Source organism: Actinoalloteichus fjordicus, assembly GCF_001941625.1.
Lineage (GTDB): Bacteria > Actinomycetota > Actinomycetes > Mycobacteriales > Pseudonocardiaceae > Actinoalloteichus_A > Actinoalloteichus_A fjordicus.
Genome location: NZ_CP016076.1, coordinates 2,072,881 through 2,093,912 on the forward strand (window position 1 = coordinate 2,072,881; position 21,032 = coordinate 2,093,912).

17 protein-coding genes are annotated in these 21,032 nt (G+C 72.6%); 9 read left to right on the plus strand and 8 right to left on the minus strand.

From position 1 onward, the window contains the following. Positions 1-34: 34 nt before the first annotated feature. Complete coding sequence (locus tag UA74_RS09385; RefSeq protein ID WP_075739904.1) at positions 35-238, minus strand: DUF397 domain-containing protein; 204 nt, start codon at positions 236-238, stop codon at positions 35-37. Beyond that, entirely contained in the window at positions 225-1,073 is an 849-nt protein-coding gene (locus UA74_RS09390; protein ID WP_198042975.1) for a helix-turn-helix domain-containing protein, read from the minus strand. The genes UA74_RS09385 and UA74_RS09390 overlap by 14 nt, the downstream gene beginning before the upstream one ends. Before the next feature lie 525 nt (positions 1,074-1,598). On the opposite strand from UA74_RS09390, the gene UA74_RS09395 reads away from it, so the two are divergent. The 9 genes from UA74_RS09395 to UA74_RS09440 all read left to right on the plus strand — a co-directional run bounded on the left by UA74_RS09395 (position 1,599) and on the right by UA74_RS09440 (position 10,509). Beyond that, on the plus strand, positions 1,599-1,904 hold the full coding sequence (locus tag UA74_RS09395; RefSeq protein WP_075739906.1) for a hypothetical protein: 306 nt from the start codon (positions 1,599-1,601) through the stop codon (positions 1,902-1,904). 142 nt (positions 1,905-2,046) lie between these two features. After that, positions 2,047-2,736 (plus strand): hypothetical protein, encoded by a 690-nt coding sequence (locus UA74_RS09400; protein WP_075739907.1) that lies wholly within the window; start codon positions 2,047-2,049, stop codon positions 2,734-2,736. Beyond that, positions 2,733-2,996: a zinc finger protein gene (locus UA74_RS09405; protein ID WP_075739908.1), complete on the plus strand. Its 264-nt coding sequence runs from the start codon at positions 2,733-2,735 to the stop codon at positions 2,994-2,996. The genes UA74_RS09400 and UA74_RS09405 overlap by 4 nt, the downstream gene beginning before the upstream one ends. A gap of 636 nt (positions 2,997-3,632) precedes the next feature. After that, positions 3,633-4,688 (plus strand): hypothetical protein, encoded by a 1,056-nt coding sequence (locus tag UA74_RS09415; protein ID WP_157434077.1) that lies wholly within the window; start codon positions 3,633-3,635, stop codon positions 4,686-4,688. Positions 4,689-5,718: 1,030 nt separating this feature from the next. Beyond that, positions 5,719-7,056, plus strand: coding sequence for an MFS transporter (locus tag UA74_RS09420; protein WP_075739911.1), 1,338 nt, complete (start codon positions 5,719-5,721; stop codon positions 7,054-7,056). Positions 7,057-7,370: 314 nt separating this feature from the next. Further along, positions 7,371-8,306: a tRNA pseudouridine(55) synthase TruB gene (gene truB / locus UA74_RS09425; protein ID WP_075739912.1), complete on the plus strand. Its 936-nt coding sequence runs from the start codon at positions 7,371-7,373 to the stop codon at positions 8,304-8,306. 51 nt (positions 8,307-8,357) lie between these two features. Then, positions 8,358-9,311: a bifunctional riboflavin kinase/FAD synthetase gene (locus tag UA74_RS09430; RefSeq protein ID WP_075739913.1), complete on the plus strand. Its 954-nt coding sequence runs from the start codon at positions 8,358-8,360 to the stop codon at positions 9,309-9,311. Between the two features lie 161 nt (positions 9,312-9,472). Continuing rightward, positions 9,473-9,949, plus strand: coding sequence for a helix-turn-helix domain-containing protein (locus tag UA74_RS09435; RefSeq protein ID WP_075739914.1), 477 nt, complete (start codon positions 9,473-9,475; stop codon positions 9,947-9,949). A 23-nt stretch (positions 9,950-9,972) separates the two neighbouring features. Continuing rightward, positions 9,973-10,509, plus strand: coding sequence for a 2'-5' RNA ligase family protein (locus UA74_RS09440; protein ID WP_075739915.1), 537 nt, complete (start codon positions 9,973-9,975; stop codon positions 10,507-10,509). Positions 10,510-11,068: 559 nt separating this feature from the next. Here the strand turns inward: UA74_RS09440 and UA74_RS09445 are convergent. The 6 genes from UA74_RS09445 to UA74_RS09470 all read right to left on the minus strand — a co-directional run bounded on the left by UA74_RS09445 (position 11,069) and on the right by UA74_RS09470 (position 20,913). Further along, the gene (locus UA74_RS09445) at positions 11,069-12,199 is read right to left on the minus strand and encodes a uroporphyrinogen-III synthase (protein ID WP_075739916.1); all 1,131 of its coding nucleotides are present in this window, start codon (positions 12,197-12,199) and stop codon (positions 11,069-11,071) included. Further along, positions 12,196-12,540, minus strand: coding sequence for a nitrite reductase small subunit NirD (gene nirD / locus UA74_RS09450; protein ID WP_075739917.1), 345 nt, complete (start codon positions 12,538-12,540; stop codon positions 12,196-12,198). Before nirD ends, UA74_RS09445 begins: the two co-directional genes overlap by 4 nt. Beyond that, positions 12,537-15,038, minus strand: a complete 2,502-nt coding sequence (nirB, locus tag UA74_RS09455) for a nitrite reductase large subunit NirB (protein ID WP_075739918.1) — start codon at positions 15,036-15,038, stop codon at positions 12,537-12,539. Before nirB ends, nirD begins: the two co-directional genes overlap by 4 nt. Before the next feature lie 284 nt (positions 15,039-15,322). Beyond that, positions 15,323-16,708, minus strand: a complete 1,386-nt coding sequence (locus tag UA74_RS09460) for an MFS transporter (protein ID WP_075739919.1) — start codon at positions 16,706-16,708, stop codon at positions 15,323-15,325. A 573-nt stretch (positions 16,709-17,281) separates the two neighbouring features. Continuing rightward, on the minus strand, positions 17,282-18,745 hold the full coding sequence (locus UA74_RS09465) for an FAD-dependent oxidoreductase (protein WP_075739920.1): 1,464 nt from the start codon (positions 18,743-18,745) through the stop codon (positions 17,282-17,284). Further along, entirely contained in the window at positions 18,742-20,913 is a 2,172-nt protein-coding gene (locus UA74_RS09470; RefSeq protein ID WP_083683058.1) for a molybdopterin oxidoreductase family protein, read from the minus strand. The genes UA74_RS09465 and UA74_RS09470 overlap by 4 nt, the downstream gene beginning before the upstream one ends. Positions 20,914-21,032: the final 119 nt, after the last annotated feature.

Sequence of the window (21,032 nt, forward strand, 5' to 3'; positions counted from 1 at the left end):
GATGCGTGCGGCGGGAGCACACGGGCGACCGGTTTCAGCGGAGCTGATCGGTCTTGATCGAGGTCAGGAAGCTGTCGAAGGCGGGGCGGTCGACGACGAGCGTGCCACCGCCCCGGTTCTTCGTGTCCCGGATTCCGACGATACCGGGTGCATCGCCGATCTCGACACAGCCTCCGTTTGAGTGGCTTGCCGTGGCTTTGTGCCAGCCTCCCAGCTGGCCAACATCATTTGGTGTCATTGCCACACTCCACCCTGTACCTCTCTATGACGGCCATCGACTCGCCCGCTGTCAGGGCGATGGCCTCGACCTTACCTACCGCGTCGAAATAGATTTCCGTGTCTTCTCGACGATCCAACCACGTGCCGGTCCGCAGTCGTTCCAGGTAGACGATCGGATCCATCGATTCAAATTCTAGGATCGTAAAAGGACCTGCCATGCCGAAGTATGCGCCGACGCGGTCTGGGATCACTCGGATGGTTATGTTCGGTCGCTTCGTCGCATCTATCAGGTAGTCGAGCTGCTCGCGGAGCGTGGCTGGACCGCCGACGGGGCGTCGGAGCGCGTTTTCTTCCAGGTACAGCGCATACGGTGTTGCGGTTCGCCGCCGTTCCAGAACGGATCGTCGGGACAGCCTGACCTGGATCAGTTCGTCTACATTATGTGCGTCGTCGTCAATCTCGATCAGAGAGCGCGCGGTTTCTTCGGTCTGTAGGAGACCGGGGATAAATCCGCCCACATCGGTGATCTGAGTCGCTTCGCGTTCGTAGCCCATCAGAGTGGTCAGTTGTTCCGGGTTCGCGGCCCCGGGAGTCCATGGCGAGATGCCGAGGCGTGTGAAGTCTTCCAGCCACTGGTACAGGCGGTCGTTTCCGACTCCGATCGCGGCGGCTACTTCTTTGAGCAGTTCCTCTGTGAAGAGGATTTCACCGCGTTCCAGCCGCGTGACATAGGTCGGGTTCTTGGGCTTGTTCAACCGCCGCGCCAGCTCGCGAATGCCGATGCCTGCGGTGTCGCGTGCCCGCTGGATCGTCCTGCCGAGCGTCCGCGCCTGCGGACTGCGGAGGTTCGTCACGGGCACAGGGTACGCGGCTCCCTCAGCCGTGGAGGTCTTCCGGGACCCTCGAGGCTTTACCCCCATCGGGCGATTGACTAACTGTTTTGACACGGCAACAGTGTAGCTAGTGTCGCAAAACAGCAACTCTGGGTAGTGGGAATGCTCGGGGTCTGTTCGACACGAGATCCCCGGATCACCTGGCTTCCTCACGAAAAGGAGTCGGCGACGTGACCACCGCCGTGCGTACTCAAGCCGAAGATGTGACAAAGAGTGACCGCTTGTGGAGGCGGCGCCATCGAACGGCATCGCCGGATCACCCCGTCCGGGGAGGCCCTCGGGTGCCGCGATGAGCACCGCGCTGGCCGGGTCGCTCTCGCCACAGCCCATGGCAGCTCGCTACCTCGGTGTCTTCCGGCGGCTCGAGCACCGCCCGGACCCGAACTATCACCGGGTCTGCGTGGCGGTGTGCGGGGCGATGGTCACCCGCCGGACCGCCTCCGACCGCCGCTTCTCTCCGTGCCCCTCCTGTTTCCCGGAGCCCTCATGTCCTTCCGCTGGTTCGTCCGGTCCCTGTCCAGAGGGGACACCCACCTCGGCCGCCGCGCCGAGCAGCCCGCTCCTTCCGTCGCCGCGTTGTGCGATCCCGAGCTCTCGTTCGCCCCGCTGAACCGGCGGCCGTTGGCGGTCTGCTTCTTCGACTGGCAGGTCTGCCTCGACTGCCTCACCGCCGACTCTCCTGCCGTGGAGATCGCGTCGCCTCGGGTGCCCGGTGATCTGGGCGTCACGCCGGACCGCTCGGTGCCACTGCCCGTGCCGGTGTCGCTCGGCGCCGGGGCGGTGAGCCGGTGAGCGCTCGTCATGCCCGACGTCGGCTCGCTGTAGCGGGCGTGCCCGCGCGGTGGCAGTCCGTCGGTGGACTTCAGCGGCTCCCCGCCGCCCGAGTCCGACCGTATCTCGGCATCTCCCTCTGGCCGTCCGAGGAGGACCAGTCATGACCGCACTGATCGCCGAACACTCGATCTCGGCTGCGAACCCGCCTGGTCGACTGTTCCCGCCGAGTCGTCGGCGCCCGTCTGCTGGGGAGAACGTCACCGAGCGCCAGAACCTCCCCGGTCGCGAGAGCCTCTCCCGTCACGAGAGCCTTGCCGAGCGCGAGAACCCGCCGGATCGAGCGAACCCGCCTGATCAGGAGAATCCGTCGATTCAACACGCTCCGTCGGACGGGCGGGATGCCCCGGTCGCGCCGCCGGCTCCGAGGGTCCCGAGGCCGCAGGCGTCCGTGACCTCCGCAGCGTCCGCGACCTCCGCCGCGCTGCCGCTGGTGGTGTCGGTGAACTCCACGACCGGGCGGCCGGAGTCCCTGGTGCTCGTGGCGGATCGATCAGCCCGCTCGGTCACCCTGGCCCGTCGGGGGCGGGGGTTGGCCTCGTTGACCGTCCAGACCGCCGAGATCCTGCGGGCGGCGGCGTCCACCGGTCGGCCTGCGGCGGCGGTGGAGATCGCCGTGGTGGCGCGGGACCGCCGGGCCGGTCGGCTGCGGGTCGCGGTCCTCGGGCCGCAGATCACGATGACCCTCCTCGCGGGCGGGTACGAGCTCCGGTGCTGGCAGGTCCCGCAGCGTGGCGCGCTGGCTGCGATGCTCGGCCGCGCCCTGGCCCACCTCGTCCGGGAGGCCCGGTGAGCGCGGAGACGACCGTGTGGTGGCAGGACGTGCCCACCACGACGCGAGAGGTCGCCGACCGGCACGCCGTCGACATCCGCCACGCCGGGCCGCCGAAGAGCGGCGCCCAGGTCGAGACCCTGTGCGGGATCACCATGACCGTCCGCACCGTCCGCCGCTGCCTCGGCCGGATCACCACCTGCCGAGACTGCCAAGACCTGGCCCGGCAGCTCTGCGGCCTGCCGCCGCTGGAGTCCGACGCGGGAGGTCGCCATGGGTGACCACACCGGTCGTCGGATCGCCTGCCCCGCCGCGACCTGCCGGGCGATCGGGTCCGTCGAAGCCGGGCACGCCGTCGAGTCCGCGGGCCTCGGTCGTGGCGTCGATACCGACGGGCGGGTCCAGACCGCCGGGTCCGGGGACGCCTGCGGGTCGCCGCTGCCCGTGACGGCCGGATCGAACCGCGTCGTCCGGCGGGGCGAGTCCGCAGGGCGGGAATCAGCAGGGCGTGCCGATTCCCCCGACTCGGCTCCCGCTGGTGCTGCCGCTGGTGCTGCCGACTACGCCGCCACGGCCGGGCGCGGCAGGCTGCTCCGGCCCGCGAGAGCCGGCAGGCCCGTCGGTGCTGCCTGCTGCGCCCTGCCGACTCGGCAGGGCGACCCTGCCGGAATCCGCAGGCGTTCCTGGGCCGGCCTGCTGCACGCCGCGCTCGCCGTCCTCACGGCGTTCGTCGGTCTGCCTGCCGAGAGCGGCCCTGCTCGCCGCCGACGCGACCGGAGCGCGGCAGGCTCGACGGCGCGGCAGCCCCGGCGGGCTGCCCGGTCCGACCGGGCCTGTCCCCGCTGCCGGGGGCGTCGGATCGTCGCCACGCCGGGGAGCCGGCTGCCCTTCGACACGATCTGCTGCCCGGAGTGCCGATGACCGACCAAGAACCCGACCTCGGCGGCGACGGGGTGCACCGCTGCCCGGCCGCCGCGCCCCGGCCCGCCGCGCACGTCTGGATACTGCCCGCCGTGGCGGGCGGGCTGTTCTGGGGCGTCTCCTGCTCGCGGTGCCCCACCCGATGGCACGGCATCGTGCACGGCGGCGTCGACGACGCGCTCCGCGAGGCCACCGCCGGGATCACGCCGGAGACCTTCGTCAAGCGTCATCACCTGATCTCCGGCGGCAACCGACTTCACCAGTGGATCAGTCGATCGCCCGACGTCCCGCCGCTGCTGCGGCGCCTGGTCGCCCACGACCCGACCTTCGCCGTCGACGGGGAGTACCGGCTGACCGCAGACGGCCCGGCCGTCGGGTCGGCGGACGTCGTCGCGGCGGACGCGAGCTTCCGGCCCGCCAACGGCGCCGCCGGGTGGGCGGTGGTCACCGGTCGCGGCTGGCACGACTCCGGGCGGCTCGACCCGCGACATCCCTGGGACTCCCACTCCGCCGAGGTGATGGCCGCCGCCCACGCCGCCTCGCTCTATCCACGTGGCCATTCCGTCACCGTCGTCACCGACAGTCGGATGGCCGCCGAGGTACTCGACATCCTCGTCAATGCAGGCAGCCGACGACGCCGCCGCATCTACCCCGGTCTCACCGTCAGCGAGCGCGGCCTGAACATGATCGAGGACCTCACCAAGGCTCGATGCGAAGGCGCCCGCATCCGGTTCGTCTGGAAGCCCCGCAACACCGACGCGATGCTCATCGCCGCCGACACCCTGGCCGCCGCCGCCGCCGTCGCGACGACCGAGGTCACCCACCCCGACGTCCTCCGGGAGCTGCAACGCTCCGTCGCCGCCATCCGCAATGCCGTCCGGCGGGCCGTCTCCACCCTCGACTCCGCAGGACTGCAGCCCCACCAGAACACGGCGGCGATGGCCTCCCTCGCCTCCGCCTACACCGACGCGATGGCCAAGGCCAGCGAGCGACTGGCGACGGAGGCGCCGTGGGAGCCGGAGTCTCGCTCCTCGCCGCCCCGGCGGCCGTGATCGGCGACGGGCCGCCGAGGTCGAGTGCTCCGACCGGCGGTGCGCGAGTGCCCTGATCCAGTGGCGGACGGGCTCGTGTCGGCAGCCTGCGAGGGGTTGGCCGGACGGTGAGCCGCCTGCGCAGGTGGGTCGCCCGCGTCCCGCAGGGTGACAGGCCTCGTCGAACGAGCCTCGTTCTCGACGGCGATGCCCGCTTCGGACGGCCGACGGAGGTCGAGTCTCGGGCCTGGCCCGGTGTGTCCTCGCCGCGCGAGGTCTCGTCATGCCTCCGCTGGGGGCGGGGGAGTACGTCGGTTCCTGGCGGACGGCAGTCGATTCGGGCGAATACACACTCGGATCGGCGAGGTTCGGGCCTCGGCTGCGGCGCCCTCGGGGCGGCACACCGCCCTGCGGTGCCCGGACGGCCGTTCGGCGGTGCCCCTTCAGGCTGACATCGTCGTCCGTTCGGCCTAGAGTCGGCTGCCTCTTCGGACGCCTGGGCGGTCCTCGGCAGTCCGCCCACGCTTCGCCTGCCGCTCCGGCGGCAGACGGCGTACGTCGGTTCGGTGGGACGGCGCCCGCCGAGTCGGGGCGGCGCTCCACCGGGCCCGGCGTCGTCGGTCTCGAGGCTCCTCGGCGACCTTCCCCGGCACCCCGAGGCCTGCCGGGCGGCCCGGCGTAGACCGATCCGTGATCTCCGAGGCGGTTCGACCGTCGAGTCGGTCCCCGCGCCCGAGGCCCGTCGCCCGCCGAGGCTCGGCGTCCTCGGCGCCGCAGGACTCGCCGCCCGACTCGGGCGACGCGCCGGCAGTGTCCGGGCACATCAGGCCTGCTCACGAGGCAGACGACGGGCGGAGGCGGCGCGGTCGACGGCGGGCGGGCGTCGCGAGGGAACGCGCCAGGGACCCGGCGGGGCCAGCCAGTGCTCGGATGTCCGGCCGATGACGTGCGGGCAAAGTACCGATGTCGATGAACGACTGGGTCACATTCCGGTAGCGAATTCGACCGGCGCGGCCATACACCAGGTGAAGCAACAACCTGGAGGAACACCGTGTCATCCCAACGCCACGCGCGCCGAGCGTGGTTGATCTGGACCTTCGCCGTCATCGTCTATCTCGCCGCCGTCTTCCACCGCGGTTCCCTCGGCGTCGCGGGAACCCTGGCCAGTGAGCGTTTCGCCATCGGCCCCGCCGCACTCGGGGTCTTCACCGTCGTGCAGGTCGGCGTCTACGCCGCCATGCAGATCCCCACCGGTTTACTGGTCGACCGATTCGGCCCGCGCCGCGTGCTGACCGCCGCCGCCGTGCTCCTGGGCGTCGGGCAACTCCTGTTCGCCCTCGTCGACTCCTACCCGGCCGCCCTCGCCGCGCGCGTGACCGTCGGCATCGGCGACGCGCTCACCTGGGTGAGCATCCTGCGGCTGGTCGCCGCGCACTTCAGCGCCCGCCGCTACGCCCTGGTCGCCTCGGTGTCCAGCGCGTTGGGCGCCCTCGGCGGCGTGCTCGCCACCGTGCCGCTCGGTCTCGCCCTGACCAACGTGGGCTGGACGCCGACCTTCGCGATCGTCGGACTCGTCACCGCCGCCTACGCCGTCATCGCGGGCCGCTTCGTCCGCGACGCGCCGCAGGCCGTCCCGGTGGACGGCGAGCAGCCCCCGGCCCGGCCCACCCCGCCCGGCCTGCGGGAGGTCCTCCACCGCGTCCCCACCGTCTGGCGCGTGCCCGGCACCCGGCTGGCGTTCTGGGTGCACTTCTCCACGATGTTCCTGCCCGGCGTGCTCGGCCTGCTCTGGGGCTTCCCCTACCTGGTCGACGGCCTCGGTGTCGCGCCGGGGACGGCGGGCGTCCTGGTCGGACTGCTGGTCTTCGGCGGGGTGTTCGCGGGCCCGCTGGTCGGCGCGCTGATCGGCCACCGCCCGACGTGCCGGATGCCGCTGGTGATCGGCTACCTCCTCACCGCCCTCGGCGCCCTCACCATGCTGCTGGCCTGGCCCGGCGACGGTCCGCCGCTGCTGCTGGTGACCATGGCGTTCGTGGTCTTCGCCTGCGGCGGCCCCGCGTCCTCGGTGGCCTTCGCCCTGGTGCGGGACTACAACAGCCTCACCGAGGTGGGCACCGCGACCGGGGTCGCCAACGTCGGGGGACACCTGGCCACCGCGTTCTCCGCGCTGCTCATCGGGCTGCTGCTGGACGGGACGGGAGGCTCCTACCGGATCGCCTTCCTCGGCGTCGGCGCCCTGATGCTGTTCGGGATGTCGCGCACCCTCGTCTGGTGGCGGCGGGCGCGCGCGGTGGTGCTGGCCGCCGACGCTCGAGGCGAGTCGGTGCCGGTTCGGCTGAGCTGGCAGCGCTGGGACCTGCGGCCCGCTCCCGTGCCCGCCCGCGTCTGAGGGCCGGTCTTGGTCGGCGCTCCGGTGTGAGCGGGGATCGGCGTGGCTGAGCTGCCAGGCGACGATGCCGCAGATCACCGCGTCTGCCCCGCGCAACAGGACAGGCTGTGTGGCCGTCCTCGGGGCAGGCTCGCCGCCCCCAGAACGGCCAGGCCCCGCCCCCGAACAGTCCGGCACCGACCGGCCCGTTCGGGGGCGGATCTGCGCGAGGCGGACGACGTCGACCGGGCCGAGGACCGCCGCGTCGACCTCGCCGATCGTGCCCGTCACCCGGCGGGCCGGCCTAGGCGAGGCGTGCGGCAGGATGTCACCCCGTGTCCGGACCGTCTCGCAAGCCCCGCGCCTCCCGTCCCCCCGTGCCGCCCGGCCTCGTCGTCGTCGACAAGCAGAGCGGCATGACCTCGCACGACGTGGTCGCCGTCGCCCGTCGAATACTCGGCACCCGCAAGATCGGGCACGCGGGCACCCTCGACCCGATGGCCACCGGCGTGCTGGTCCTCGGCGTGGAACGCGCGACCAAGCTCCTCGGTCACCTCGCCCTGGACACCAAGGCCTACCTCGCGACGATCCGACTCGGCTCCGCCACCACCACCGACGACGCCGAGGGTGAGGTGCTCTCCACCACCGACGCGAGCGGGATCAGCGAGTCCGACGTGCTCACGGCCATCGAACCGCTGGTGGGCGACATCCAGCAGCGGCCGAGCGCCGTCAGCGCCGTCAAGGTCGACGGGAAGCGCGCCTACGCGCGGGTCAGGGCGGGCGAAGAGGTCGAGCTGCCGCCCAGGCCGGTGACCGTGCAGCGGTTCGACGTGCTCGCGCAGCGCACCGAGGGCGAACACGTCGACCTGGACGTCCTCGTCGAGTGCTCCTCCGGCACCTATGTTCGTGCCCTGGCCCGTGACCTCGGGGCCTCGCTGGGCGTCGGCGGGCATCTCGCCGCGCTGCGCCGGACCCGCGTCGGGCCCTTCGGCATCGGGGGCGCCAGGACGCTGGCCAGGCTGGAGGAGAAGCCCGAACTGACCCTCGGCCTGGCGGACGCCGTCGCCGCCGCCTTCCCACGACGCGATCTCGATCACGTCGAGTCCTCGGCGCTGGCCCACGGCGGCAGGCTGCCGCTCGCGGGCATCCCCGGCGCCTACGGGGCCTTCGACCCGGCGGGCAGGCTGATCGCACTGGTCAGTGAGAAGACCGGCCAGGCGACGTCGCTGGTGGTGTTCGCTCCGGCGGGGGCGGCCGCAGACGCCCGCTGACCCGCCAACGTGCACTCCAGCCGCCTCCCGCGACGACGTAGGGTGCTCCTCATGCGACGCTGGCGCGGTCTGGACGCCGTTCCCTCCAACTGGGGTCGGTGCGTGGTCACCATCGGGATCTTCGACGGGGTGCATCGTGGTCATCAGCAGCTCATCGCCTCCGCCGTCGGGCGGGCGCGGGAGCTGGGACTGCCGTGCGTCCTGCTGACCTTCGACCCGCATCCGGCGGAGGTGGTGCGGCCGGGCAGCCACCCGGCGCAGCTCACCACCCTGCGGCGCCGGGCCGAACTGGTCGAGGAACTCGGCGTCGACGTGTTCTGCGTGCTGCCCTTCACCTCGGAGGTCGCCAAGACGCCGCCGGACACCTTCGCGCACGAGGTGCTGGTGGAACGGCTGCACGCGGCGGCGGTGGTGGTGGGGGAGAACTTCACCTTCGGTCACCGCGCCGCGGGCGACGTCGCCCTGCTACGCACGCTCGGCCGTCGGTTCGGCTTCGTCGCCGAGGGCGCGGATCTGCTGGCCAGGAACGAGCTGACCTTCTCCTCCACCTACATCCGCTCCTGCCTGTCGGCGGGCGACGTGACGGCGGCGGCCGAGGCGCTCGGCAGACCGTACCGCTTGGAGGGCATCGTCGTCCGGGGCGACGGCCGAGGCCGTGAACTGGGCTTTCCCACGGCGAACCTCTCGATGCACCGGTATGCGGCCGTGCCGGGCGACGGCGTCTATGCCTGCCGCTTCCAGCTGCGCTCGCACGGTCGGGAGCAGGAGCGGCGAGTGCTGTCCGCCGCCGTGTCGGTGGGGACCAACCCGACGTTCTCCGGCGAGGAGCGCCGCGTCGAGGCCTATGTGCTCGACGTGGACGAGGACTTCTACGGTGAGCACGTCGAGCTGGACTTCGTGGCCAAGCTGCGGGACATGGAGCGGTACGACGAGGTGCAGGCGTTGATCGATCAGATGAGCGTGGACGTGCGGCAGACGCGCGAGATCCTCACCGGGCAGGCGTGAGGACGGGCACCTTCCTGGTACTTGATTTCCGTCGGTTCGGTCCTGAGGCGCCTGGATGACCTGGCAGGATGGCCGGACCACTCGCCGAAGACGAGGACATCGGCGGCGCCGCTGTCGCGTGGTGTGGGCATGGAGAGCGACGACTCAGCCGAGGAGCTGATGTGGACGAGCAGAAGATCGTGCAGCGCAATCTCGCGCTGCAACGAGAGTGGTACGGAGAGCCGCTCGGCGACCGAGTGCGCAGACTGGTGGTCGCGTATCGGATCTCGCAGGCTCAGCTCGCCGACGTACTGGGGATCAGCGCCCCGATGCTCAGCCAGGTCATGAGCGGGCGGCGAGCCAAGATCGGCAACCCCGCCGTGCTCGCCCGACTGGTGATGCTGGAACGGCGGGCCCTGGCGCGCGATGTCACCGCAGGCGACCGCGAGGCCATCCAGCGCGCGCTGGACGAGGTGCGCAACTCGCGCCCCACCGTGGCCAGGGGCGAGCTGCCGATCAACGAGGGCAACCACTCCGACATCGTCGCCCAGGTGCTCGGCCAGGCGGCCAGCTTCGAGGAGCTGATCGAGGCGGCCGAGCTGATCGAGGGCAGGCACCCCAAGCTGGCGCGCGTGCTCCGCGACGCCGCGCGGGACTGACGAAACGGCACCGGAGCGACGACGTGCGGCTGTTCTCGACGCTGTGGCCCGCCTCGGCGGTCGTCGACGATCTCCGCGCGGCCCTGACGGAGGTCCGCGACCGACGGCCGGGGATCGCGGGACCGGGGCTGCGGTTCGGCGCCGAGGCGGACTGGCACGTGACCCTCGCCTTCCACGGTGAGAACGTGGACCGGGCCCCCTTCGCCGATCGGCTGCGCTCCACGATGACGGGACTCCGCGCCCCTCGACTGCGCCTCGCCGGGGTGGGCACCTTCCCGAAGGTCCTCTGGGCGCGAGTCGTTCCGGAACAGGCCGCCGACGAGGCCGCGCTGACGGCACTGGTCGCGGCGGCGGGCGGCGATCCCGACGACTATCAGGCGCATCTGACGCTGGCGCGGTGGAAGCCGGACGCCGACGAGCCGAGGGCCCTGACCTCGGCGCTCGCCGACTACGTCGGGCCGTCCTGGCAGCCTGCCGAGGCCTCACTCGTCGAGAGTGGACCTACCGTGGGCGGCGGCTCTCGCTTCCACCGCGTGCTGGACGTCGCGCTGACTCGCTGAGGCGCGCCGTGTCGTCGGTTCGCCGCGCCCCTGGTCTGCCTGCTGTGTCGCAGGCTCGTCGTGTCGGCGCCGTCGCCCGCTTCGAGCGGATCGGCCGCTACGCCCCGAACCGGGTGCGTCGCCCGAGTCGTTCCGCGCCCGCCTGTCGGTCTCGGCGGGCTTTCGACTCGCCTGCCCGGCGGCAGCCGCAGCAGACCCCCGGGCAGGGCTGCTGAGCCTGCGGGAAACGCCTGACGCGGCGCCCGCCTCCGCCGGGACGGTGATCGCCAGGCCGTTCCATGCGACGGGCTGTCCGGCGTGGTCGGGCCGCCCGGCGGGTTGTCCGGCGGGCTGTCTCCGGGCCGAGGACCGGATGCCGCGCACCGCAGGCCGGGTCGGAAGTCCACGTCACGCAGGGTGCGCCGGGCGCGGCCCTGGTGAGTTCGCCGACGTCGTCAAGGCCGGTGCCGTCGAGTCCCACCGATGCACCGACGTCATCGTGGTCAGGACGTCGTGGTCGAGACGTCGTGGTCAGGACGTCAAGGTCAGGACGTCACCGAGATCGCCGACCGCACCGGGATCACGGCGGGTCCACGGCCAGCCGATACCCGCGTTTGACGACGGTCTGGACGAGCCTCGGCTCGCCGAGGGCGGTGCGGAGCCTGCCGATCGCGGTCTCCACGGCGTGCTCGTCCCCGCCGGTCGGCAGGGCCGCCAGCAGTCGCCGCCTCGGCACGACGCGCCCCGGTGTCGCGGCCAGCGCCCGGAAGACCGCCATCGGCGCCCGAGGTACCGGCCGCAGCATCCCGTCGACGACCGCCGCGTGGCCGCGCAGCTCGACCTCACGGGCGGCGATCCACAGCCGCCCGGCCCTGGCGGGCAGCGTCACCGCCAACTCCCGAACGAGCGCGCCGATCCTGGCCCGCTCCGGCCGCACCACCGGGACCCGCCGGGCCGCCAACGGTCCGGCGCAGATCGAGCCGACGCAGGCCACCAGCACGTCGCGGCGCAGCTCCGCCAGCAGCAGCTCCTCTCGGCCCGTCTCCGCCGCCACCGCCAGCAGATTGCTCGCCGCGGGCGCGCTGGTGAACGCGAGGGCGTCGATCTGCCGGGTCAGGATCGCGTCCACCAGCCGGTGCAGCGGCGCCGAGTCCAGCGGCGGCTGCCACCGATAGACCGGCACCTCCACGACGTCGGCGCCCGCCTCGCGCAGCGCGGCCACGAACTCCGGCTGGGGCTCGCCGTGGAGCTGGACCACGATGCGGCGGCCCGCCACCCCGTCGGACAGCAGGTGACCGAGCATCTCGGCGTTGCTCTCCGTCGGCGGCGACCACGTCTCGATCAGCCCGGCCGCCCGCACCGCGCCGCGAGACTTCGGCCCCCTGGTCAGCAGCCGGGCCGCCCCGAGCCTGCCCAGCAGCCCGTTGCCCAGCCCCCAGCCCTCGGCGGCCTCCAGCCAGCCCCGGAAGCCGATCGCCGTGGTCACCACCACCGCGTCCACCGGGGCCCGCAACACCGCCTCCGTGGCGGCCCGCAGCCGCACGTCGTCGGCCAGCGGAATGATGCGGATGGCGGGGGCGTGCACCACCACCGCGCCCTTGCGCTCCAGCAGCGCGACCAGTTCCTCCGCCCGACGCGCGGCCGTGACTCCCACCGTGAACCCGGCCAGCGGCAGCAGCTCGCCTGCCTCGGTCGTCCGGTGTGCTGTCATGGACGTCCCACCTGAACGGCCCCCGCCACGAGCCGGACCGGATGGGCCCGGACCGAGACGGCCGGATCGTCGAGACAGCGTCCCGTCTGCAGGTCGAACACCTGCTTGTGCATGGGCGAGCTGACGACCGGGCTGCCCGCGCGGTCACCGACGATGCCTCGGGACAACACGGCCGCCCCGCTCACCGGGTCGAGATTGTCCAGGGCGAAGAGCTGGTCGTCATGAGTGCGGAACACCGCGACCTGATCCCCGCCCGGCAGCAGCGCGGCCACCCCGCGCTCGCGCTGCAACATCCTCAGGTCGCAGACGCTCACCCAGGTCGACTCGAACAATGCGGTCATGGGCTCTTCACCTCCGGGACACCGAGGAGCACCGGCACACGCTGGCCGCGCTCCTCACGGAACGAGATGGACGGGTCGGGGGTCTCCGGCGCGTTGACGAACGAACTGAACCTGGCGAGTTTCTCCGGGTCGTCCAGCACGCCGCGCCATTCATCGACGTAATCGGTGACGTGCGCGGCCATCGCGGCCTCCAGCTCGGCGCAGATGCCGAGACTGTCGTCGACGATCACCGCTCTGAGATGGTCCAGGCCGCCCTCCATGGACTCGATCCAGGCGGCGGTGCGCTGCAACCGGTCGGCGGTGCGGACGTAGAACATCAGGAAGCGGTCGATCAGCCGGATGAGCGTCTCGGTGTCGACGTCGGTCACCAGCAGCTCGGCGTGGCGGGGGGTGAAGCCCCCGTTGCCACCCACGTAGACGTTCCAGCCGGACTCGGTCGCGATGATCCCGACGTCCTTGCTCCTGGCCTCGGCGCACTCGCGGGCACAGCCGGAGACGCCGGCCTTGATCTTGTGCGGCGCGCGCAGCCCCCGATAGCGCAGCTCCAGGTCCACCGCGAGACTCACCGAGTCCTGCACGCCGAAGCGGCACCAGGTGGAGCCGACGCACGACTTCACCGTGCGCAGCGCCTTGCCGTAGGCGTGTCCCGACTCGAAGCCCGCCTCAACCAGCCTGCGCCAGATCAGCGGCAGCTGGTCCACGGTGGCGCCGAGCAGGTCGATCCGCTGGGCTCCGGTGATCTTGGTGTAGAGCCCGAAGTCCTTGGCGACCTGCGCGATCACCAGCAGCTTGTCCGGGGTGATCTCCCCGCCGGGAATCCTCGGCACCACCGAGTAGGTCCCGTTGCGCTGGATGTTGGCCAGATAGCGGTCGTTGGTGTCCTGGAGGACGGCCTGCTCACCGTCCAGGACGTGACCGCCGCCGAGCGAGGCGAGGATCGAGGCGGCCACCGGCTTGCACACGTCGCAGCCGCGTCCCCGACCGTGCCGCGCGATCAGCTCGCTGAAGGTCCGCAGGCCGGTGGACCGGACGATCTCGAACAGCTCCGCCCTGGTGTGCTCGAAGTGCTCGCACAGCGCGCGGGACTGCTCCACCCCGCGCTCGGCGAGCATCCGCTTGAGCATCGGAACACACGAGCCGCAGCCGCTGCCCGCCTTGGTACAGGACTTCAGTGCGGGGACGTCGGTGCAGCCGTCGTCGATCGCCGCGTTCAACGCGCCCTTGGTGACCGCGTGACACGAGCAGACCTGTGCCGAGTCCGGCAGCGCCGCCGTGCCGACCTGTCCGCCGCCGCCCTCCGGCGCGAGGAGCTGATCGGGTTGTGCGGGCAGCGGGGCGCCGACCAGCGGCCGGAGCAGACCGTAGGCACCCGCGTCGCCCACCAGCACGCCGCCGAGCACGGTCTTCGCGTCGTCGGAGACCACCAGCTTCTTGTAGGTGCCCGCCACCGGGTCGTTGTGCACGACCTCCAGCGCGCCGGGCGCCTGGGCGTGCGCGTCGCCGAAGCTGGCGACGTCGATGCCGAGCAGCTTGAGCTTCGTCGAGGTGTCCGCGCCCGCGAACTCCGCCGCCCCGCCCAGCAGCCGGTCCACCACGACCTCGGCCATCGCGTATCCGGGGCCGACGAGCCCGTACACCCGGCCTGCCACGCACGCGCACTCGCCGACGGCGTAGATCGACGGCTCGGAGGTCTGACAGCCCGCGTCCACGACGATCCCGCCGCGTTCGCCGACGGTCAGGCCGATCCGCCGCGCCAGGTCGTCGCGGGGACGCACGCCTGCGGAGAACACCACCAGCGGCGTGTCGATCCGGCCGCCGTCCGAGAGCCGGACCCCGGTGACCTCGCCGCCTGCGGAGCCCAGCACCTCCTGGGTGGAGACGCCGGAGTGCACGGCGACGCCGAGGCGTTCGACCTGGCCGCGCAGCACCGCGCCGCCGCCCTCGTCGATCTGCAGGGGCATCAGTCGCGGAGCCAGCTCCACGACGTGTGGGCGGACTCCGAGCAGCCGGAGCGCGTTGGCGGCCTCCAGACCCAGCAGGCCGCCGCCGACGACCACGCCCGTCTCGGCGTGCTCGGCCGCGGCCCGAATGCCGTCGAGGTCCTCGATGGTGCGGTAGACGTGACAGCCCGCAAGGTCGTGGCCCGGCACCGGCGGCACGAACGGCCGCGATCCCGTCGCCAGCACCAGCGCGTCGTAGGCGCGGGTGACGCCCGAGGCCGTCGTCACCGTGCGGGCCGTCGGGTCCACGTCGACCACCGGATCGCCCAGCCGCAGCTCCACGGTCTCGTCCTCGGCGAACTCCGCGCCGGGCAGCCGCAGCGTCTCGGGTCGCCAGGAGTCCACATAGGACGACAGCGCGACCCGGTCGTAGGCGGGCCGGGGCTCCTCGGCGAGGACCACGACGCGCCAGGCGCCCGTGACGTCCCGATCGCGGAGCGCCTGGACCACTCGATGGCCGACCATTCCGTTGCCGACGATGACCAGCGTCCGCGTCATGGAAGTCCCTTCTTCGGCAGGTGTCCTCCATGCTCACCGCGTGCCGTGTCCCGCCTGGGTCCCCGGTATTGCATGACCGTTAACGGGTGCTCTCCTCGCAGGTGACGGGCAGTGCGACGCGGCGATCGGAGCAACGGCGGCCTGCGCGCTGTCGTCGCTTTCACGCCAACCTCACGCCGACGGCGCCGGACGACGAACGCCCCGCCCGGCGCAGGCGGCCGAGCGGGGCGTGGACGTCAGGAGCGGGACGAGCCCGGCGCCCTCGGGCGCGGTCTCGGCCCGGATCACACTCTGGCGGCCGCCAGACTCGGCAGCCGGGAGACCAGGACGGTCTTGCGCAGGTAGCACCACCACGTGACGGCCAGGCACAGCCCGTAGAAGACGACGAAGCCGTAGAGCGCCGCCTCGATGCCGCCGCTGCCCGAGATCGACGCCGCGAAGCCCCGGTTGACGAAGAACCCGCCGAACGCCCCGACCGCCGAGGCGATGCCGATGGCCGCCGCTGCCTCCCGCTTGGCCCGCGCGCCCGCCTCGGCCCGATCGACGCCCGCCGCCTCCTCGCGGCGTGCCCGCGCCCTGAAGATGGCCGGGATCATCCGATAGGTGGAGCCGTTGCCGATCCCGCTGGTGATGAACAACAGCAGGAAGGCCCCGAGGAAGAGTTCGAAGCGCCCGCTGCGCAGACCGGCGATCACCGCCAGGGCCGTCAGTCCCATGGCCGCGAACGTCCACACCGTGACCCGCGCGCCGCCCAGCCGGTCGGCCAGCCAGCCGCCCAGCGGACGGGCCAGCGAGCCGACGGCCGCGCCGAGCCAGGCGAAGTACGAGCCCTGGACGTCGGGGAACTGGGTGGAGATCAGCAGCGGCAACGCGGCCGAGAAGCCGATGAAGGAGCCGAAGGTGCCGATGTAGAGGAAGGACATCACCCAGGTGTGCGGCCTGCGGGCCGCCGTGATCTGCGCCTTGAAGTCCGACCGCGCCTCGACGAGGTTGTCCATGAACAGCAGCGCGCAGATCGCCGCCGCCACCACGAACGGCAGGTAGAACAACGCCGCGTAGGCCAGGTTCACCCCGGTGCCCAGCGAGATGACCACCGGAATGATCAACTGCATCAGCGCGACGCCGAGATTCCCGCCCGCCGCGTTCAGGCCCAGCGCGAAGCCCTTGCGCGACTCGGGATAGAAGAAACTGATGTTCGCCATGCTGCTGGCGAAGTTCCCGCCGCCGACGCCCGCGGTGGCCGCCGCGAGCAGGAACATCCAGAACGGCGTCTCCGGATTCGACACGCAGAGGATCAGCAGGGCGACCGGCAGCAGGAGCAGCAGGGCGCTCACCGCCGTCCAGTTCCGCCCGCCGAAGCGGGGCACCGCGAAGGTGTAGGGCAGCCGCAGCGCGGAGCCCAGCAGATTGGGCACCGCCACCAGCCAGAAGAGCTGATCGACGGAGAAGGCGAAGCCCGCCGACGGCAGCGCGACCACGACCACGCTCCAGATCGACCAGAGCGCGAAGCCGAGGTGCTCGGCGAAGATCGAGAAGATCAGATTCCGCCGCGCGACCCGCGCCCCGGTGCGGGCCCAGAACTCGGGGTCCTCCGGCTCCCAGTGCTCGATCCACCGACGGCCCTGTCGTCCGTGTCGCTCTTGCCGCTCGCTGTCCGCCGTCACGGTCATCCGTCGTCCTCCAGTGCCCACGTCGGTCGTCCTCACCTCGCCTCACCGGGGCCGTCATCGGTGGCGACCCGGCCACGAGAGCCGTCGCCGACGCTATGAAGTGCCCGTTACCTCGCGATGACCGGGGATGACCGGTGGGCGAATTCCCCTTCACCGGGCTGTGCAGACCTGGGTGAGCCCGGATTGCCGCCGTCGTCATCCCGACGGGGTTCGGGGGCCGGCTGCTCGCCCGATGGCAACGGTCACCCGCTCGGTACCCCCGTCGCCTGCGGTGATCAGCAGCCGTGAACGCAGACCCGATGCGATCGTGCGAGCTCCCGGCGGCGACGTGGGTCACGGCTCGTCGGGGCGAGCCGGGCGTACTGCTGGATCACCGTCGACGGAACGAGAGCAGGCGAGGAACGACAACGGCGGCCACCTCGGCCGGGCCGAAGCCGTGATCGGGGCGCGGATCACCGCGACGTGGCAGGCCGGTCGGGGCCGTGGCACGAGCGCGATGGTCTCGCGGCGAGGCTCCGTGCCGACTCCTCCGGCGACCGCGGCCCGCCTCGACCACGACGGCGCCCCGCCGCCTCACCCCGCCGGAACCGCCACCGCGGGCTCTCGATCCGCCAGCCAGGCCGCCAACGCGCATACCTCGTCCCGGCAGCCGCCGCAGCCGGTGGTCGCCCTGGTTTGCACCGCGAGGTCCGACACCGAGCGCGCCCCCGACTCCCAGGCCTCCACGAGACGATCCCGCCGCACCGAGTTGCAGCGACACACCATCGCGTCGGCGGGCTGCGCGCCGGGATCGATGCTGCTCTCGGCGGGGAGCGCCCGGCCGAGCAGCAGGCCCAGCCGGTCCGGTGGCACCGGAGTCCCCCGGTCGAAGAACCCGGTGATCGAGGCGGCGGCGTCCGGAACACCCAGCAGGATCGCCCCGGTCACCCGTTCGTCCCGCACCACCAGCTTGGCGTAGCGGCCCCGCACGGGGTCCTGCACGCACACCACCTCGGAGTCGGGGCTGTCCACCGGCACGTGCACGTCGCCGAGCGCCGCGAGATCGATGTCTCGTGCCTTCAGGCGCGTCACCGTGGTCGTGCCCGTGTAGCGGGACTCCGGGTTCGACTCGGTCAACAGGTCCGCGAGCACCGAGGCCTGGTCCCAGGCAGACTGCACCAGGCCCGCGTCCGCGCCGGGATGCTGGGCGCAGTCGCCCAGCGCCGAGACGTCGGGGTCCTCGGTGCGCAGCCGGTCGTCGACCAGCACTCCCCGGTCCACCGCCAGCCCCGCCGCCCTGGCCTGCTCCACCGCCGCGCGCACCCCGGCGGCGACCACCACCAGCTCGGCGGGCACCGTCGTGCCGTCGGCCAGCAGCAGGCCCGTGCCCGGTCGGTGCGCCACGGCAGGCACGCCCAGCCGGAGCCGGACGCCCAGCTCACTCAGCGACCGGGCCAGCACCCGACCCGCGCCCGCGTCCAGCTGTCGTTCCATCAGGTGATCGCCCGGATGCACCACGGTCACCTCGGTGCCCCGGCCCGCGAGGCCCCGCGCGGCCTCCAGCCCGAGCAGCCCGCCCCCGAGCACCGCCACCCGGACGCCCGCCCGCGCGGCGGCCGAGATCCGTTCGCAGTCGTCCAGCGTGCGGAAGGGCACGACGTCCGAGGCAGGCTCGCCGTCGGAGTCGAGTAGACCCGGCAGCGGCGGCAGCCACGCCCTGCTGCCGGTGGCCAGGACGAGGTGGTCGTAGGCGCACCACCGATCGTCGTCGAGCCGGACCCGCCGTTCGCGGAGGTCCAGCTCCGTCACCCGACGTCCGCGCCGCAGGTCGACGAGGTTCCGCAGCGCCCAGTCCTCGTCCTGCAACTGCACGGCCTCGGCGGGCAGCGAGCCCGCCACGACGCTGGAGAGCAGCACCCGGTTGTACGCGGGATGCGGCTCCTCGCCGAACACCGTCAACGCCACGCGGTCGCCCGCCGGATCACGCCTGCGGATCTCCTCGGCAAGCCGGGCCCCGGCCATTCCGTAGCCCATCAGGATCACCTGTCGACGGCTCATCGGACCTCTCCTTCGCGCTGGATCGCGGCGGGGTGCGCCGCGTCGAGACGGGCCGCGCAGACCTTGAACTCGGGCATCCGACTCACCGGGTCGAGCACCGGATTGGTGAGCAGGTTGGCGCGCTGGACGCCGGGGAAGTGGAAGGGCAGGAACAGCACGTCCGGCCGCATCGAGGGCACACAGCGCACCCTGGCCTGCATCACCCCTCGGCGGGAGCTGACCCACGCCGTCGCGCCCTCGGCGAGTCCGGCGCGCGCGGCGGTGTCGGGGTGGACCTCCACGTGCGCCTCCCCGGACACCGCGACCAGCTCGGGGATCAACCGGGTCTGTGCCCCGGACTGGTACTGCGCCAGGACCCGGCCGGTGGTCAGTACCAGCGGGAACTCGGCGTCCGGCGGCTCGGCGGGTCCCCGGTAGTCCACCGCGATGAACCGGGCCCGTCCGTCGGCGTGGGCGAAGGAGTCCAGGAACATCCTCGGCGTCCCCGGATGCGTCGGGTGGGGCACCGGCCAGTGCAGGGCCTCCCCGGCGCGCAGCCGTGCATGGCTGATCCCCGAGTAGTCGGCGGGCCCGCCTGCCGAGGCGGCCCGCAGCTCCTCGAACACCGTGTCGGCCACCACCGGGAACCGCTCCGGCGGCTGCCCCAGCCGGACGGCCAACCCGTGCAGGACGTCGAGGTCGCTGCGCACCCGAGGCGGCGGGTCGACCGCCTTGCGCCGGAGCAGCACCCGGCCCTCCAGGCTGGTCATCGTGCCGTCCTCCTCGGCCCACTGCGTCACCGGCAGCACCACGTCGGCCGCCTCGGCCGTCTCGGAGAGCACCACGTCGGCGACCACCAGCAGGTCCAGCGCCGCCAGCCGCTCCTGCACGTGTGCCGCGCGGGGCGCCGAGACCACCGGGTTGCTGCCGAAGACGAGCAGGGCGCGCGGCCCGTCGTCCCGGCCGAGTGCGTCGAGCAGCTCGTAGGCCGAGCGGCCCGGGCCGGGCAGCTCGGCCGGGTCGACGCCCCAGACTCCGGCGACGTGCGCGCGAGCCGCCGGATCGTCGAGTCGCCGATAGCCGGGCAGCTGGTCGGCCTTCTGACCGTGTTCACGCCCGCCCTGGCCGTTGCCCTGCCCGGTGAGGCAGCCGAAGCCCGCGCCAGGCGTGCCCGGCAGCCCCAGGGCCAGCGACAGGTTGATCCAGGCCGAGACGGTGTCGGCGCCGTCGGAGTGCTGCTCGGTGCCGCGCGCGGTCAGCACGTAGGCGCGGTCGGCCTCGGCGAGCAGCCGCACCGCAGCGTGCTGGTCGGCCGCCGACACCCCGGTCACCCGCTCGACGCGCTCCGGCCACCAGGCCGCCGCCGCCCGCCAGGCCGCGTCGAGGCCGCTGGTCCGCGACTGGACGTAGGCGTGATCGACCAGGCCGTCCAGTACTGCCGCGTGCAGCATCCCGAGGGCCAGCGCCAGATCCGTGCCGGGGGTCGGCTGCAGGTGCAGCGCGGCCTGCTCCGCCGTCGGTGTCCGGCGAGGATCGATCACGATCAGTCCGCCCCGATCGGCCGTCCGCCGCAGGTGGCCGACGAAGGGCGGCATGGTCTCCGAGGGATTGGCGCCGATCAGCAGCACCGCGTCCGCCGCGCCGAGGTCGGCGACCGGAAACGGCATCCCGCGATCCAGCCCGAACGCCCGCATGCCCGCTGCGGCCGCCGAGGACATGCAGAACCGACCGTTGTAGTCGATCTGCGAGGTGCCCAGCGCAACCCGCGCGAACTTGCCGAGCAGATACGCCTTCTCGTTGGTCAGCCCGCCGCCGCCGAAGACCCCGACCGAGTCGGGGCCGTGCTCGGCGCGCAGCCCGCGCAGCTCGGCGGCGATCCGGTCCAGCGCCGTCTCCCAGCTCACCGGCCGCAGCGGCGCGTCCCGCCGGGGCCGGGCCAGCGGGGTCGTCAGCCTGCCCGGCGAGGTCAGCACCGTCGCCGAGGTCCAGCCCTTCTGACAGAGTCCGCCCCGGTTGGTGGGGAAGTCCCTCGGCGCGACCTCCAGCGTGCGGGTCGTCACCGTCATCGCGCACTGGAGCGCGCAGTAGGGGCAGTGGGTGGCGACCTCGGCGCCCGGCCCGCCGGTGTCGGCGGTCCCGCCTTCGCCGACGATCTCCTCGGGTGCCCGAGGCGCGGTGACCTGCGACATCGTGTGCCTCCTCGTTGGCGGGCCCGCCGTGCGCCCGGCGTTCGCCGCGTCTCGCAGGCCGCTCGCACCGCCCGGTCCGCGCCGACGCGTCCGCGCCGGGCCCGCGTCGGCGGGTGCGG

Excerpts from the sequence above, each read along its gene's own strand:
- UA74_RS09415 (WP_157434077.1), top strand. The coding sequence starts at position 3,633 with ATGACCGACCAAGAACCCGACCTCGGCGGCGACGGGGTGCACCGCTGC.
- UA74_RS09385 (WP_075739904.1), bottom strand. The coding sequence starts at position 238 with ATGACACCAAATGATGTTGGCCAGCTGGGAGGCTGGCACAAAGCCACG.
- UA74_RS09465 (WP_075739920.1), bottom strand. The coding sequence starts at position 18,745 with ATGAGCCGTCGACAGGTGATCCTGATGGGCTACGGAATGGCCGGGGCC.
- UA74_RS09395 (WP_075739906.1), top strand. The coding sequence starts at position 1,599 with ATGTCCTTCCGCTGGTTCGTCCGGTCCCTGTCCAGAGGGGACACCCAC.
- nirB (WP_075739918.1), bottom strand. The coding sequence starts at position 15,038 with ATGACGCGGACGCTGGTCATCGTCGGCAACGGAATGGTCGGCCATCGA.
- nirD (WP_075739917.1), bottom strand. The coding sequence starts at position 12,540 with ATGACCGCATTGTTCGAGTCGACCTGGGTGAGCGTCTGCGACCTGAGG.
- UA74_RS09460 (WP_075739919.1), bottom strand. The coding sequence starts at position 16,708 with ATGACCGTGACGGCGGACAGCGAGCGGCAAGAGCGACACGGACGACAG.
- UA74_RS09400 (WP_075739907.1), top strand. The coding sequence starts at position 2,047 with ATGACCGCACTGATCGCCGAACACTCGATCTCGGCTGCGAACCCGCCT.
- UA74_RS09470 (WP_083683058.1), bottom strand. The coding sequence starts at position 20,913 with ATGTCGCAGGTCACCGCGCCTCGGGCACCCGAGGAGATCGTCGGCGAA.
- UA74_RS09430 (WP_075739913.1), top strand. The coding sequence starts at position 8,358 with ATGCGACGCTGGCGCGGTCTGGACGCCGTTCCCTCCAACTGGGGTCGG.
- UA74_RS09445 (WP_075739916.1), bottom strand. The coding sequence starts at position 12,199 with ATGACAGCACACCGGACGACCGAGGCAGGCGAGCTGCTGCCGCTGGCC.